Consider the following 15,130-nt stretch of genomic DNA (forward strand, 5'->3'; position numbering starts at 1 on the left):
CTCACAAAATGCCGATAAATTTGCCCGCCACGCCGATCGCTACGGTGACGCCAATCAGCTTCACCGGCGAGAAACCGCGCTTCATCAGGAAGAAAATGAGCAGCGTGAAGCACAGTGGCAACAAGTTGGGCATCAACTTGTCCAGTACGTCGGTCTGCAGCGCCACCCTGGCCTTGCCGGCATGCATCACCAGCGGCGTGGACAGATGCACATACGAGGCCACCAGCGCGCCGATCACCGTCATGCCGACGATCGACGCGGCGTGAGAAATGCGCCGGGTGTGGGTCTTCAACAGCGCCAGCGCGCTGGTGCCGGCCTGATAGCCGTAGTGCGCCAGCCCGAAGCGCAGGCCGAAGTGGAACAGGTTGAACAGCAGCAGGAAGACGATCGGCCCGAACAGGCTGCCCTCCAATGCCAGCGAAGCGCCTATCCCGGCGCAGATCGGCAGCAGCGTCAGCCAAAACAGCGCGTCGCCGATGCCGCCGAGCGGCCCCATCAGCGCCACTTTCACCGCGCGAATGGTGGAGATCTTCTCCTTGTTCTGCTCCATCGCCAACACCAGGCCGGACAGGAAGGTGACGTCGAACGGGTGCACGTTGATAAATTCCATGTGCATCTTCATCGAGTTGGCCAGATCCTGCGGGTTGCGGTGGATCTTGCGCAGCCCGGGGATCAGCTGATACAGCCAGCCGCCGGCCTGCATGCGTTCATAGTTGAACGACGCCTGCAGCAGCAGCGAACGCCAGGCCATACGGTTGATGTCGCCGCGCGTCAGCGCTTCGGCGGGCTGGCTGTCCAGATAGTCGTCCTGCTCCACCTGGCTGGTGGCCAGCGCCTGCACCATGCGTTGCTCGGCCTTTTGCGTCAGCAGATCGTCGGAATCGTTAAATGCCATCTTCGGCGTCCTCCTGCGGAGCGGGCCGGGCCGTCGCCTCTGCCGCGCCGCGTTGCGTGTTGAAGAAATCGATCAGGGCGATCGCCAGGGCGCCCAGCGCCACCGCCAGGATCGGCAGCTTGAGGAACGTGACCGAGATAAAGCCGAGGATAAAATAGGCCACGTAGGTTTTTTTCATCATCACCTTCATCAGCAGCGAGAAGCCGATTGCCGGCATCATGCCGCCCGCCACCGCCAGCCCGTCCAGCAGCCAACCCGGCGCCTTCTGCACCATGGCGCTGGCCGCATCGGCGCCGAAGTAAATCGGCAGGAATGCCACCACGAAATAGAAAATGAACAGGATGCCGATGCCGAGATAGTTCACCCGTTCGACGCCGCGCCAGTTCAGCTCTTTCACCATGCGATCGCAGCGGTGCATCATCGGCGAGAACAGCGTAAACAGCAGCGTGATGCAGCCCTGCACCGCAATCGAGAATGGCACCGCCACGCCGATCGCCACTTTAGGGTCGGCCTTGGTCAGAATGGCGAACGCGGTGCCGATCACCCCGCCGATCACCACGTTCGGCGGTTGGGCGCCCGCCAGCGGCACCATCCCCATCCACACCAGCTCCAGCGTGCCGCCCACCAGCAAGCCGGTGTAGACATCGCCCAAAATCAGCCCCACCAGCGGCCCCATCACCACCGGCCGATGGAAGTGGGTCAGGCCGTCGAACAGATCCACCCCCGCCAGCCCGGCCAACAACGCAATCAATAACGCATCCGTCAACATGCTTTCCCCCTGGCTCAAAAGAGCAATTTGCCGATCGCCTCGCCCGCCTCATCCGGCACCCGGCGCACTTCGCACTCCACGCCCAGCGCCGCTAACGCGCGAAACGCGGCCACGTCGCCGTCGTCCAGCGACACCGTTTTGTGCACCTGCCGCTTCCCCTCGGCGAAGTGCATGTTGCCGACGTTGACGAAACGGATCGGCACCCCGCCGCGCACCAGCGTCAACACATCCTGCGGCGTTTTGCACACCAGAAAAATCTTCTGCCGATCCGCCGCCTTGTGGATCACGTCGATGGTTTTCTGCAGCGTGAAGTAGCGGGTCTGCACCCCTTCCGCCACCACCATGTCCATCAGGTTCTGCTGCACCGGATCGGCGGCGGCCTCGTCGTTGGCCACCACCACCAGGTTGGCGCCGAGGGTGTTGGTCCAGGTCACGCCCACCTGGCCGTGCACCAGGCGATTGTCGATGCGGGTCATTAAAATGTTCGGCATGTCAGCGGCCCTCCGGGTAGCAGGCGGCGTGGTAATCGTCGAGCACCTGCGTCACTTTATGCAGCACCCACTCTTGCGGATCGGCGCTCAATTCGCCGGCGTTCAGCGCCCGCGCCTGATCCGGCAGGTACTGGCTGAGCAGCGCCAGCGGCGCCGGGCTGCGGCGCAGGTTGTCCAGCAGCCCGTCGACCGCCTGCTGCACCTGCGGCTGCGGCCAGTAGTAACGAACCCGATCGCTCAGGCTGTAGTGGCGATCGAGGTACTGTTGGTGCGGCGTGCCGTGGTAGTAGCGGCTCCACTGCTGCGGCTGCTCGCGCATCACCTGCTCCAGCGTGGCGCACAGCTGCGCCGACTGGCGCTCCCCCAGCCATTCACGCTCGATGCGATCGAGGGCGAACAGCGCTTCGCGCAGCGCGAAGGTCAGCGCCGGCCCCACCTTCAGGATGGCGAAGTGATCGCGCACCAGTTGGCGGTAGGCCTGCGGCGGCTGATAGTCCGTGGAGTGCGCTTCATAGATCATGCCCGGCTGGCGTTCGATGAAATGGCTCAATGCGTCGGCGCGCTGCGGCTGATAGCGTTCGACGCGGTGGTGATCGAACTCGACGCCCGGCTGCACCACCAGCGCGATGGTTCTCTGCCAGGCATCGTTCAGCTCGGCCTGTTGCCAGGCGATACGGTGCGTTTCCAGCGTTTGCGCCACCGCGTGCGGCGTGGTGACCTGCAGACTCGCCAGCGCCTCCTGCGCGCCGCCCGGCACCGGCACTTCGGTGCCAATCACATAGACCGGCGCTTCGCCGCCGCTCTGCATCCAGGCCCGCTCCGCCACCGCGCACAAGCGCGCCGCACGCTCGGCGACCGTGGCATCCCCCAGGGGCGAGGGATCGCCGGCGCACGACATGGAACAATCGAGGTGAATCTTGCGAAATCCGGCGCGAACGTAATCGTCGATCAAGGTTTCCGCCAGCGCCATCGCCTCCTGAGCCGGGCGATCTTGCCAGGCGTTGGGCCCCAGGTGATCGCCGCCCAGCCACACGCGATCGCGCGCCAGGCCAACCTCATCCGCCAGATGCCACAGCGCATCGCGGAACTGGGCCGCCGTTTGGCCGGTATAGCCGCCGAACTGATTGACCTGGTTGGACGTCGCCTCCACCAATACCGGCGTGCCGCGCGCTTTGGCCTGCCGCAGCGCGGCCTTCAGAACCCAGGGATGGGCGGAACAGACGGAAAAGATCCCGACCGGCATACCGGCCTTGTGCTGCTCGACAAGCTGTAACAACTGCTGCATGAAGCCCCCATGCAGGCGCCCTGCTACCGATCGGCGATGATGACCTCTACGCCCAGCTCGGTTAACGCCCGCTCGTAATCGTCCGGAAGACGGCTGTCGGTGATCAGCCGATGGATTTGTCCGGCTTCGCGAATCATGCAAAAGCTCTTGCGACCGAATTTGCTGGCATCCGCCACCGCGATAATCTCGCGCGCCACCTCGCACATCACGCGATTGAGGTGCGCCTCACCGGGGTGAGGCGTGGTAATGCCGGCGCTCAGATCGAACCCGTCGACGCCCAAAAACAGCTTGTCGAAGCGGTACTGACGCAATTGCTGCTCGGCGGCCGGACCGTAGAGCGAGTAAGAGTTGCGGCGCACGCTGCCCCCCAGCACCATGACCTCCACCCCGTCGTTTCCCGAAAGCTCGTAGGCAATGTTCAGCGCATTGGTCATCACCACCAGATCGCGCCGCCCCTTCAGGAACGGCACGATCTGCGTGGTGGTGGAGCCGGAATCGAGGATCAGCGCATCGCCGTCGCGCACATAGCCGGCCGCCGCGTTGGCGATCAGCGTTTTGACGTCGCGATTCAACCGCCCCTTGTCCCGCAGCGGCCGATCGAAAGCGAATTGCTGATTGAGCATCGCGCCGCCGTAAGCGCGCAGCGCACACCCTTTTCGTTCCAGAAAGCGCAGATCGTTGCGGATCGTCACCGTGGATACCGCAAACTGTTTGCTGAGCTGCTCCACGCGCACGCTGCCGTGCTCGCATAACAGATCGATAATGTGTTCACGTCGCTTTGCGGTATTCACTGGCATGAGCTGCGGTCCTCAGGTTTCCGGCATCGCCGGGGAGAAGATGGCTTTCGCTCTACTGCGCAGGCATTACAGCAAAGCGAAAGCAATGAAATTGTGATCGGGCTTACAGCCCGGTTTTAGCAAAAAAACCGTCAAAAAACCTTTCGAATCGAAACGGATCGAAAAGCCCAAAAGCGGAAGGGAGAAAAAGTGAAATGCCAGGATGGGCGAGAAGCCCGGAGCGCCGAGGTGCGGGCTGCGAGGAAAGCGAAAGCGGCGCCTGGCGCGCCCCGCGCCCTGACTTTTAGTTCACTCAGTGACCAGGATCACATAATGGCAATTATCCTGCGGCCGGTGGGGGTTAACCGCCGCCATCCCGCCGGGCCATCCCCTTGTCAGCGCGCGCCATCTTCCCTACACTTGCGATCGTATACCGTCGATTTGTCGGTACGTAAGCGTTAACGTCAATCAACGCATCATGCCATGCAGCACTGATTGACTGCATGCCCTGGTGCGAGGAACCCATGCCGCAACCCGCTTCACCCCCAGCGTCCACCGCGATCCCGCGTCGCCGATTGCACCGCCCCGTTCTGCTGATCGTCGGCATTATGCTGATCGCGGCCAACCTGCGCGCCGCCCTGACCAGCGTCGGCCCGCTGCTGGAACAGATCCAGCAGCAGCTGGCGTTGTCCGCCACCGCCGCCGGCCTGATCAACTCGCTGCCGCTGATCCTGTTCGCCATCCTCTCGCCATTGACTCCGGCGCTGGCGAAACGCATCGGCATCGAGCGCACCCTGGGTCTCGCCCTCGCGCTGCTGGTCTGCGGCATCGCGCTGCGTTCCCTGCCGCAAGACGCCATGCTCTGGCCGGGCAGCATCCTGATCGGCGCCGCCATCGCCTTCGCCAACGTGGTGCTGCCGACGCTGGTGAAAAGAGATTTCCCGCATCGCGCCGCCGCGATGATCGCCGCCTATGCGGCGGTGATGTCGCTGGTTGCCGCCATCGCCTCCGGCCTGGCGGTGCCGCTGGCTGCCCTGGCCGACCTCGGCTGGCGGTTCTCCTTACTGTGCTGGGGGTTGCCCGCGTTGCTGGCGCTGCTGGTGTGGCTGCCGCAGCTGCGACGCTCAGCCACTCCCGCCGCCAAAGCGCCGCAGCCGACAGAGCCACAGCGCTATCGCTCTCCCTGGGGCAGCGCGCTGGGTTGGCAAGTGGCGATGTTCATGGGGCTGCAATCGATCGCCTTCTACACCATCATCGGCTGGTTCAGCGCCTTTGCCGCCAGCTACGGCACCTCAGCTCAGCAGGCAGGTTTCGAGCTGTTCATTTACCAGGTGGTGGCCATCGTCGCCAACTTTGTCATGGTGGTGATTTTGCCGCGCGCACACGATCAACGGGCGATAGCGCTGGGCAGCTCGCTGCTGATCTTTATCGGCGTCGGGGGATTGTTGGTGCAACCCGCCAGTTCACTGGTGTGGCTGACGTTTGCCGGACTGGGGGCGGGGAGTTCGCTGGTGCTGGCGCTGTCGTTCTTTGGATTGCGCAGCCAGCATCATCATCAGGCGACGCTGCTGTCGGGTATGGCGCAATCCGTCGGTTATCTGTTGGCGGCGCTGGGGCCTACCCTATTCGGCCTGCTGCACGATCTGACGGCAGGTTGGCGTTTGCCGTTGATCGCCCTGCTGTGCCTGACCGTCTTGCAAATGCTGTTCGGCGCGCTGGCCGGCCGCCGCCGCGTGATCAGCTAACGCGGCTGCGCGATGGGGGCCGCGGCGGCTCAGAGTCGGTATCCTGCCATAAGTCTTCAATAAAGGCGCGCTGCTCATCGCTCAGCACCCATGACGGCGGAATTTTGGACTGTGCGCGACGCTCAGCGCCCTCACGGTTTTTAGCCTGCTTCTTGTTCACGAATCGCCTTCCTGCTTAACCTGCTAACTCAGTAACCAGTAAATCACGGCGGCGGTTAACAGCCAGAACAGCCCGCTACCGATAAATACACACAGCCATGCTCTACGTTTGATATCTGATCCATCCTTGCTCACCACAGCGCCCTCAACCAATAGATTAAACCATTCAAACCGTGATTATCGATCTATTTTAACGATCAATAAAGTGGCTTTTTCCTATGGAAATTTAAAAAACAGCTGCCAGCCATAGGCCTGCATCACCGCCTCAGTAAGAACGACACCGTGGATATCACTGTTATCGGCAGGCGATAACTTGTATTGATAGGCGAACGAAGGTGCAGTGTGCCATACCTTGGAAGGTCGAAATTAAACCACTGGTAAATAATTCAACTATCAATTATTTGACTGGCCGTAAGCCAAATCGGCAACAGGCAGCGCTGGAGACGGGGGAGAAAATGAAGCGATGTACTGGGATCATGCGGAGAGAAGCACCGGCCCGTTTTGGTCTCACTCGGGCCGGCGTGAGTTAACCGATTCTGCTGACGGAATCCCGGCTGGCGTGTTCACGTTCGCTGCCGGTCAGCTCACGTAAATGGCCTGAGCGCATCTCAAGCAACCGATCGGCGTGTTCGAAATAGTGATCGTCATGGCTGATGGCAAACACCGTTTTGCCCATCGCGCGCAGCTCCGGCAATAGTTCACGATAGAAAGTGCGCCGAAATTGCGGATCCTGATCCGCGGCCCATTCATCCAACAGCAAGATATCGCGCTGTTCCGCCACCGCCAGCAGCAAAGCCAGACGTTTGCGTTGCCCCTGCGACAGTTGCGGATTGGTCACCCTGGTGCCGTCAAACTGCAGTTTGCTTTTCATATTCAACCGCTCGAGCCAGATGGCGACCAGATCCGCATCCGGTTCGCCGCCTTCCGGCCCTTGCAAGCGATCGAACTGATGAAAATCGGTGAAAATCGCCGAAAACAGCCGCCGGTAGTCCGGCATATCCGCTGCGCTCTGTGCGACGCCATCCAGAACGATATGGCCGCTCACCGGCCGGTACAACCCGGTCAACAACATCGCCAGCGTTGACTTGCCGCTGCCGTTGCCGCCGATCAGAAAGACCAGCTCACCACGCCGCAGCGTCAGATTGAGCGGCCCGACGGCAAAACCGGGCTGCTGTTCCGTATCTGCATAGTGAAAAACCACGTCGCGCAGCTCCAGCGTCTGCCAGGAGCGACCAACGGCGGCAGGAAACGCCGGTTGATACTCGGCCAGGCGCAGCGTCTTCAGCTTGTTAAAGGCCACTTCGGCGCTGACCAGCGTCGGAAACGCTCCGACCGCTTGCAGTAATGGCGTGCGCAAAAACAGCAGCGTCAGTGAATAGGTGGCGGCCACCGCCGAGTCCGCCCATCCCAGACTGTTGGCCATAAAGAACACCAGCCCAATCGCGCCCAACATCATGATGTTTGACCAGTTGAGCGCGCTCAAATGGAAGGTATCGGCGCGAATGATGTGGTGGCGATAAGCTTGCGCATCGGGCTGATAGGCCTGTTCGTACAGCGCCTGCGCCCGCTTGCGGTTCAACGTCAGTTCCTTGCGGCCGTCAATCACCGACTCATAACGATGATAGAGACGTTCTTCCGACTCACGCAAACTGGCCATATGACGATAAACCCGTGATACCAGGCAGCCGCTGCCCACGACGGTCACCGCCACCCAGACTGCCGTGACCGCCAGCATTTTCGGCGATAGCCACCCCAGATAGGCCGCTGCCCCCAGGGTTAAAATCCCCCCTTGTACCAGTTCAGGCAGGCGCACGAAGGCGACGGTGATATTGCGGATATCGCTGGACAGGCTGGCCAACAATGAGGCGCTGCCCAATTGTTCGAGGCGTTCAATATCGGTATCCAAAATGCGCTTCACTAACTGCCCACGCAGGCGATAGACGAAGTAATGGCCCAATGTCGTCAGCGCCAATTGCGAACCCAAGGTGACCGCTATCAACAATGCCAACAGGGCGAGAAACACCGGCAGCACGGCCAAGGCATCGCCGCCGGCGTCCATCAGGTATTGATTGATAAAAGCAATGATACCGATACCTAAGCCGGCGCTGGCCATGGTCAACGCCATGACAGCCAGAAATGGCCAACGATACTGGTGATAAACCACCCGTAGCAGTTCCATGAAAAAACCTCTGAAGTCGCGATCTGGCAGGCATTGTAAGCGGCGTGAGTATGAGATCAAGACGAATTCTCAACACAGTTTATCAAGCACCGTTCTGAGAGAGGCGGTATCCCCGTGGTCATCTGACGGGGGCAAAATTCCCATACGGCTCTTACAGGACGCTCAATATTCGCTGATTAAATAGCTTCCCGAAATAAATTAAATAAACATATATGAATCAAAAAGCCATTCACTTGAAAAATAAAACAATAAAAACCCATGCATTCACAAATGAAATTATTTATTTTCTTTGCCGCCTATTATGTTCCAATGCTTTAATAAAACATCATAATAGAAATCGCCAACATCTAAGACGCAGGAAGGGAAAATGAAAAAAAGGAAATTTCTTAGTCAGGTTGAAATTGAGCAATTGATTGCCGCTGTGAATGAAGGAAAAAATAGCATTCGAGATCGTTGTTTACTATTAATGTGCTTTATTCACGGCTTGCGGGTTAGCGAACTGCGTGCATTGCGCCTTCAGGATATTGACCTTACCTCCAATAGGATCCATATATCCCGGTTAAAAAACGGGTTTTCCGTTCAGCACCCCATTCAACCGCGAGAACGGCAGGCGCTGTTAAACTGGCTGGCCCAACGGGCGAACTATCCTGACGCTGAAGCGCCATGGCTATTCCTGTCGCGCCACGGCGGGCAGATATCACGTCAGCAGCTCTATCGGTTGATGAGAATGTATGGCGAGATGGCCGGCATTAGCGTTCAGGTCCATCCTCACATGTTGCGACATTCCTGCGGTTACGCCCTTGCGGATAAAGGGATCGATACGCGTTTGATTCAGGATTATTTAGGGCACAAAAACATCCAGAATACGGTGATTTACACCGCGACCAACGTAGAGCGATTCCGCACGATCAACATTTAACCTCACGACGAGAATAATTACGCAGCCCCGTCCTCCGTTAAACAACACATCGAGTGCTATGCAATATTCAGATGGGAGAGGCAGCCCGGCACGTCATCAACGGCCTACTCAGCAATATTTTAACGCCGAGCTGCTTTTCATGCATCGGCGCCAGGGATAGGCCACGCTGGGTAAGCTTTTAACGGCAAGCCTGCCGATAAATCATAGCCCATACCGTTTCATTAAAGGTTAGGTGCCTTTTGACCATTTCCCCCCCAATTGCCGCGCAATATTGGCGTGCAGAGAAAACAGTTCGCTGTCATTCTTCACCTGCAGTTTACGCATGGCGCTGCATTTATGCGCGCTGATCGTCTTGATGCTGCGCCGTTGCAACTCGGCGATTTGCCGCAGGCTCATTCCGTTGAACAAAAAGGCCAAGACGTCGCTCTCACAGCGGGTCAACTTTCGCGTTGCCGCCTCCTCTCCGCTAACGGAGGGCGCCAGAAAAGCGCCTATCTGCGGGCTCAACACGCGTTCCCCAAGCAGCACGCGATTAAAAAACTCCGCCACCAGCGGTAAAGCGTCATCTCTGGCTACGATGCTGATATTGGGCTGGTTCAACAGACGCCCCACCTCTTCTGCATTCTGGCAACGGGTATAGACGATCACCCGCAATTCGGGCAACTGCGTGCACAAGGCAAGCAACGTTTCCCTGCCCTGAGCGACCGTTTCATCTTCACCATCCATCTCGCTAATCAGCACGTCAGCCTGCTGATAGACCACGCTATCCGCCACCGCGCGGACGCTGGTTTCCTTTACGACGACTTTTGCCTGGGTTGGCAGCGTTTTTAAAAAACTCGCCAACCCCTCCAGCGTTAATGGGCATCTGTCCATTAATGCTATGTTCAGCGGCTGCTGACGCCATGAATGCATAATCTGCTCCTATGCTTGCTTACCCCAGAGGCATCGCACGCTTGCCTAGCGAACAAAAGACGAACCTTGCGCAGCCATCCATTTCCCCTGAAGATACAATTCCCCATCGCTGTGAAATCCCAACTTCAACATCGCATTGCGTTTATGCGTGCTGACGGTGCGAATATCACGGCACATCGTTAACGCCACGCTGGTCACGCTTTTGCCGGAAAACAACTGGGTCAGCACATCCAGTTCCTTCGCCGTCAGAGGCTTGTCGGCTGTCGCCTCATGCAATTGACGCTGACGCACCCGATGGCTGAAACTGCTGCAGCCCGCCAAGACCTGTTGGACGCAATGAGTCAACGCAATGGCCGGCTCTTGCTTCAACATCAGGCCGCGGATGCCGGATGCGATCAGTTGCCGCAGCAGCCTGGGCTCATCCAATGCCGTACAAATAATTATCGCGGTGTCCGGCGAGCTTTCACGCACATCGGCAATCAGCCTGAAGCCGTCCAATACCAATTCTGATTTGCCGCACAAATCCATCACCAGTAAACGATGCGTGTGCTGAGTGAATAAGGCTCTCAGCGCCACCAGGTTCGTCACCTGTCGAACGTTGTCGGGCTGTAGACCGCAGGACTCAATCAATCGGTTTCTCATCCCCAACGCCGTGAGGGGGCAAGGTTCCATGATAGCCACGGCCCCCGTCGCCGCATTGCCGGCCGCCAAGGTTGTTCCATAGGGATAATTAATATTCATATCATCACCTTAAATCTGTCGTTAACCTTCCATCTAGGGCAGCCCTTTGTCTACTGATAGACGAAAGTGACCTGCAGAGCCCCTTCTATCGAACCGGGCGTTGAACCGCCATTGACGCTGAATGCCCGCGCCCGCAAATTGAATTTGGCTTCATTCGTCGCCCGATTAACTAACTGGGCCATACTCTTGCCATTGCCCAGGTTTGCCCCCTGGCTATTTTGCAATTCAATTTGCACTCGGCGAGAACTGCCGGTGCTTTTGTACAAGCTGGCACCTTCATCCGCAGCCGTTCCGCTGAAGGTCGCGACGACCGACGTGGTGGTGCTTGGGCAGTTTTTTAGCGTCAAAGGGAACTCCACCCACGGGCTAAAGGCACCGGAGGTCGCCAGTACAGCGGCAGAAATATCGTCCCCCAGATTGACCGAAACCGTGCCGTTCGCGCCGTCGATTTCGCAGGGTGCCGCTTTGATGTTGCCGGTAATCACTATTTTTGATACGGCATGCGCCGACGGCATCGCCAGGAGAAACAGGCCCGCCAGCGCCAATTTGCAGCCAATACCGCTAAAAACCTTCCCCATAATCTGCTCCTTCTCGTTTAACGCCGGGCCCCCGGCGTGCTACCGTTGAAAAATCCGTTATTGAATTTCTGCCTGAATGGTCGCCGTTGCATTGAACTGCCCCACGGCAGGAGGTCGGCCGGTGGTGTTGATCGGATATACGCTGATCCGTGAGCTGCCACTCTGGTTGGGATATTGGAAGTTATCGATCGGCAAGCGCCCGCTCTGAGGCCGAATAACATTGCCCTGCATATCCTTAATCATCACGCCAATGTCGCGATTGCTGGTCTTCAGAGCCTCGGGCATGCTGCCGTCCGCCTCACCGCGAAATGACAGGCTGACCTTGACGCCGGCGGAAATATTGCGGCAAGCCAGCGTCAGCGTTCTCTCTTCTGGCGTGACGCCGGACGCCATAGCCCCCTTGGTTTGAATATTCGACGTCAAGATATCGCCAAAATCGATCGTGACCGTTTGCGGACTGATTTCACAGCTCTGCGGCACGGTGACGGTGCCGCTCATGGAGATAGTGGAGACCGGCACATCGCTTTTCACCCCGCTCACCACGGAGACGTAGGTGTCTACCAGGCGGGTGCTGGGGATTGTGGTCACGCCAACGAAAGGGCGGCGGAAATACAGGTGAATTCGCCCGCGAGCACCGCTGTTGTAGGGCGTGCTGGCACAGGATTCGTCATCACCATCCATATCGGTCTTAAAGTTAGACTCATTGGTGAATGGTGCGGCAATAAACGCGTTGCGATACCCCGCAACGAAAACTTCGCTGGCCACGCCCAGGTATTCATTCAACGCGTAATACGTTAATCCCCCGCTGCTGAATACCGGCTCGCTCAGCAGCATTTTGGCGGTGACATAAGACGCCGTACGCGTCTGACATTCGCACTTCACCCGATAAGAACCGGGCAAATTCCAGTTGCCGCCGTCAGCATTCTTAATAATCCGCCCCACCACGTTTTGCGACGGGTCGGTTAAAACCGGGGAAAAAAGGAATGAAAACCCATGGGTCCCCGAAATAGGAACACACTGCCCGAAAGCCGCCTGCACCTGTGGTGCGCCCAACGTTGCGCACGCCAATAGCCCACCGACGATGATCCCTCGTTGAATCGATATTCCTGTCGCCATCATATGCACCTTATAAACACTGCCCGTTAACGAGGCGAATCCCACCGCTCTCGGGCTGATTAGCCAATTGATAGTTGGCCTGACATTGCTGAGCCGCGTCATTGCCCCACTTAACCCGCAACCGCCCGCTATCCGCCAGGCCAGCCAGATAAACCTGGCCGCCATCACCGACGATGGCTGCATTGTCAGAGGGGCTGTTGAGAGTGCTGACGGTGGCGCCGAACGGCACCGGAGCGCCGCTGCGCGTCAGCAAGGTCAGCAACACGCGGGCACCGACGTCCGGATTAAAGCGGGCGCGCACCACGGCGCCGCGAGTTGGGATCACCGTTTGGCTACTCAGCGTCATGTCGACGTCCTCTGCGAAAGATTCACCGTCCAATCCGACGATGTTGCGCCGGTAAGGCGTCAGGTAAGGCACAACCGCATAGCCACGCCAGTCGGTGCTGACTCCGGTCTGGTTCAGGACATTCACCCCTGAAGCACCAGGCGCTTGCACCAGCGCCACCGTATCGCCCAGCGGTTGGGAAAGCGTGATGCCGTTTTGGTGCACCAGAACGCCGCCCTGCACGCCGTAGTTCACCTGCCGGCGATGGCGATCGTAGCCGTACCCCAGGTTCAACTCGGCGAGAGAGCCTTTATAATCCGCCTGAATATTGCCGTTCGCCCCCACATCCCTGCCGGTATAGCCCTGGCTGATGCTGTAGTTCAGATTGTTTCCCGGCAACGCCGTACCGCTCAACCCAAGGTTGTTGCTGGTGGCACCATTGCGACTGGCGTTCATACTGTAGGTGGCGTAGCTGCCCGGTAGCCATTTGCTGAGCGGTACGCTGACGTTGAAAGCCACGATATGGTCACGAATACTGCTGCGATTGCCGTTACTGTCATAACCGTTCTGGTTGAACGTGTAATTCAGCCCGTAACTGACCGCTTCCCAGCTGTTGTTGTAGCTGAGGCTGACAGACTGCGAACGGCGATTGTTATCCCAGTAGTCTTCGTTAAACAGGCTGAGCGACAGCGTTCCTCCCCGCTCCCACAGGCTTTGGCTCATCGTCAGCTCGGCGCGGCTCTTCTTGTGATCGCTATAGACGGCGCTGTTGCCGCCATAGCTCTCCAGCGCCTCCTGCAGGCTATAAAAGCCGCGCGTAGAGTAGCGGTAACTGGCCAAACTAAAGTTGGTGCCGGTTTCAATGAAGTTTTTACCGTAACGCAGACGCCATGATTGCCCCTGTTCCTTCGGCCGGGTTTCCTGCTTGCTCCAGGCTTGGGTGACATCGGCAGACAGCGCGCCTACCGCCCCCATGTTCTGCCCCCATCCCAGCGCCAAAGACTGATATTTACTGGCCGCCTGCACGCCGCCATACAACGTGGCCCCCCAAGGCAAACCGTAGATCCCGGTTGCCTGGCTGAACGGGCGTTCATCAACGCCGCCGCTGTATGACCGGTATTTCCCGCTGGTCAGGCTGTATTTAAACCGCCCTTCGCGCTGCAATACCGGCACCACGGCGTACGGCACCACAAAATGCTGCTCCTGGCCGTCTGCCTCACGCACGTTTACATTCAGGTCGCCGCTGCCACCCGTGGGATACAGATCGGAAATTTCAAACGCCCCCGGCGGCACATAGCTTTGATAAATCACGTAGCCGTTTTGCCGGATTATGATTTGCGCATTCGTGCGTGCGATCCCGCGCACTACCGGCGAGTACCCTTTCATGCTGTCCGGCAGGATATCGTCCTCAGAGGCCAACTGCCCGCCGCGGAACTGCACGCTATCGAACACATCGCTGGATGTTGTGCTGTCACCCAGGGTCAGGCGGCTTTGCAACGCAACGATATCGCGCTGCAGGTAGGTATTGATTGAGCGCCAGGAAGAAGAACCACCGGAGTAATGATTCCAGATCGAATAGTTACGCAGGCGCCAGGCGCCCCAGTTGATGCCCGAGCGCAGATTGAGGTAATAGTTATTGTTGTTTTGCCGTTCGCTGGCGCGCATCTGGCTATTGGCGCCGCTGAAATTGTAATTGACCAACAGCGCCGGTATGCCGGAATCCCATTTATCCGGGGAAACGTAGTCGCGCGCATTCAAGCGCAGCGCCGCCTGCGGGATGCTCAAATTCAGCCTCAACTGATTGAACAGGAATGTCGAAGAGGCTTGTGGAATGGCCTGCGCCAAATTGACGCAACTCTCCCCAGGCACCATCGCCGGAAACATGGCAACCCTCACGCCCAATTCAGCCAATTTCTCAGTACTGAAACAAGGTTGCAGCGTTTGTTTACCGCCGGCCCCTGGCATAAGCCGGAACTCGACGTCGAGGCTGTCTATCTGTTCGCCGTTCAGGTAAAGATCGACCCGATAGTTCCCGGGCGCCTGGCTGCTGTTCTCCTCAAATACGGAGAGATCGGCGCCGCGCAGCGCCGGATTATCGATTTCCAGCAACGCCGGGTTGAAATAATCGCGCGCATAAGCCGTGCCGATCGGGCTCAGCAACGCCACCTGGCAAGATATCAGGCCGGCAAGAACCGATCGCGCCCCTGGTAAACCAATGCAATTCGGGTTATTCATCCTTT

14 protein-coding genes are annotated in these 15,130 nt (G+C 58.5%); 2 read left to right on the top strand and 12 right to left on the bottom strand.

The genetic code is table 11. The annotated features are described in order from the left end of the window. Nucleotide 1 precedes the first annotated feature (1 nt). From ACJ8HH_RS22060 to agaR, 5 genes are read right to left on the bottom strand one after another with little or no spacing between them, the layout of a single operon-like run. Complete coding sequence (locus ACJ8HH_RS22060) at nucleotides 2-895, bottom strand: PTS system mannose/fructose/sorbose family transporter subunit IID (protein ID WP_060427147.1); 894 nt, start codon at nucleotides 893-895, stop codon at nucleotides 2-4. Next, complete coding sequence (gene agaW, locus ACJ8HH_RS22065; RefSeq protein ID WP_033635784.1) at nucleotides 885-1,664, bottom strand: PTS N-acetylgalactosamine transporter subunit IIC; 780 nt, start codon at nucleotides 1,662-1,664, stop codon at nucleotides 885-887. Before agaW ends, ACJ8HH_RS22060 begins: the two co-directional genes overlap by 11 nt. Nucleotides 1,665-1,678: 14 nt before the next feature. Next, entirely contained in the window at nucleotides 1,679-2,155 is a 477-nt protein-coding gene (agaV, locus tag ACJ8HH_RS22070) for a PTS N-acetylgalactosamine transporter subunit IIB (RefSeq protein WP_019455696.1), read from the bottom strand. Nucleotide 2,156: 1 nt separating this feature from the next. Continuing rightward, complete coding sequence (locus ACJ8HH_RS22075) at nucleotides 2,157-3,440, bottom strand: D-tagatose-bisphosphate aldolase, class II, non-catalytic subunit (protein ID WP_039567337.1); 1,284 nt, start codon at nucleotides 3,438-3,440, stop codon at nucleotides 2,157-2,159. 23 nt (nucleotides 3,441-3,463) lie between these two features. Then, a complete protein-coding gene (agaR, locus tag ACJ8HH_RS22080) occupies nucleotides 3,464-4,237 on the bottom strand; it encodes a transcriptional repressor AgaR (protein ID WP_033649488.1) in 774 nt (257 codons plus the stop codon). A 503-nt stretch (nucleotides 4,238-4,740) separates the two neighbouring features. Between agaR and ACJ8HH_RS22085 the strand changes: the two genes are divergently transcribed. After that, complete coding sequence (locus ACJ8HH_RS22085; RefSeq protein ID WP_039567332.1) at nucleotides 4,741-5,961, top strand: CynX/NimT family MFS transporter; 1,221 nt, start codon at nucleotides 4,741-4,743, stop codon at nucleotides 5,959-5,961. Nucleotides 5,962-6,144: 183 nt separating this feature from the next. Here ACJ8HH_RS22085 and ACJ8HH_RS22090 read toward each other — a convergent pair whose 3' ends face one another. Further along, a complete protein-coding gene (locus ACJ8HH_RS22090; RefSeq protein WP_049232362.1) occupies nucleotides 6,145-6,258 on the bottom strand; it encodes a YmiA family putative membrane protein in 114 nt (37 codons plus the stop codon). Nucleotides 6,259-6,646: 388 nt separating this feature from the next. Beyond that, nucleotides 6,647-8,299: a multidrug ABC transporter permease/ATP-binding protein gene (locus ACJ8HH_RS22095; RefSeq protein WP_060427150.1), complete on the bottom strand. Its 1,653-nt coding sequence runs from the start codon at nucleotides 8,297-8,299 to the stop codon at nucleotides 6,647-6,649. A gap of 367 nt (nucleotides 8,300-8,666) precedes the next feature. On the opposite strand from ACJ8HH_RS22095, the gene ACJ8HH_RS22100 reads away from it, so the two are divergent. Next, a complete protein-coding gene (locus ACJ8HH_RS22100; RefSeq protein WP_033649485.1) occupies nucleotides 8,667-9,218 on the top strand; it encodes a tyrosine-type DNA invertase in 552 nt (183 codons plus the stop codon). Between the two features lie 228 nt (nucleotides 9,219-9,446). Here ACJ8HH_RS22100 and ACJ8HH_RS22105 read toward each other — a convergent pair whose 3' ends face one another. The 5 genes from ACJ8HH_RS22105 to ACJ8HH_RS22125 are packed head-to-tail and all read right to left on the bottom strand — an operon-like array spanning nucleotide 9,447 to nucleotide 15,125. Further along, a complete protein-coding gene (locus ACJ8HH_RS22105; RefSeq protein ID WP_033649484.1) occupies nucleotides 9,447-10,130 on the bottom strand; it encodes a response regulator transcription factor in 684 nt (227 codons plus the stop codon). A gap of 45 nt (nucleotides 10,131-10,175) precedes the next feature. Continuing rightward, nucleotides 10,176-10,871: a response regulator transcription factor gene (locus ACJ8HH_RS22110; protein WP_033649483.1), complete on the bottom strand. Its 696-nt coding sequence runs from the start codon at nucleotides 10,869-10,871 to the stop codon at nucleotides 10,176-10,178. Between the two features lie 50 nt (nucleotides 10,872-10,921). Continuing rightward, nucleotides 10,922-11,449, bottom strand: a complete 528-nt coding sequence (locus ACJ8HH_RS22115) for a fimbrial protein (protein ID WP_033649482.1) — start codon at nucleotides 11,447-11,449, stop codon at nucleotides 10,922-10,924. Between the two features lie 57 nt (nucleotides 11,450-11,506). Beyond that, nucleotides 11,507-12,565, bottom strand: a complete 1,059-nt coding sequence (locus ACJ8HH_RS22120; RefSeq protein WP_223479863.1) for a fimbrial protein — start codon at nucleotides 12,563-12,565, stop codon at nucleotides 11,507-11,509. 10 nt (nucleotides 12,566-12,575) lie between these two features. Continuing rightward, complete coding sequence (locus ACJ8HH_RS22125) at nucleotides 12,576-15,125, bottom strand: fimbria/pilus outer membrane usher protein (protein WP_060427151.1); 2,550 nt, start codon at nucleotides 15,123-15,125, stop codon at nucleotides 12,576-12,578. Nucleotides 15,126-15,130: the final 5 nt, after the last annotated feature.

The organism is Serratia sp. CY32780 (assembly GCF_052169135.1).
GTDB classification, from domain to species: Bacteria; Pseudomonadota; Gammaproteobacteria; order Enterobacterales; family Enterobacteriaceae; genus Serratia; species Serratia sarumanii.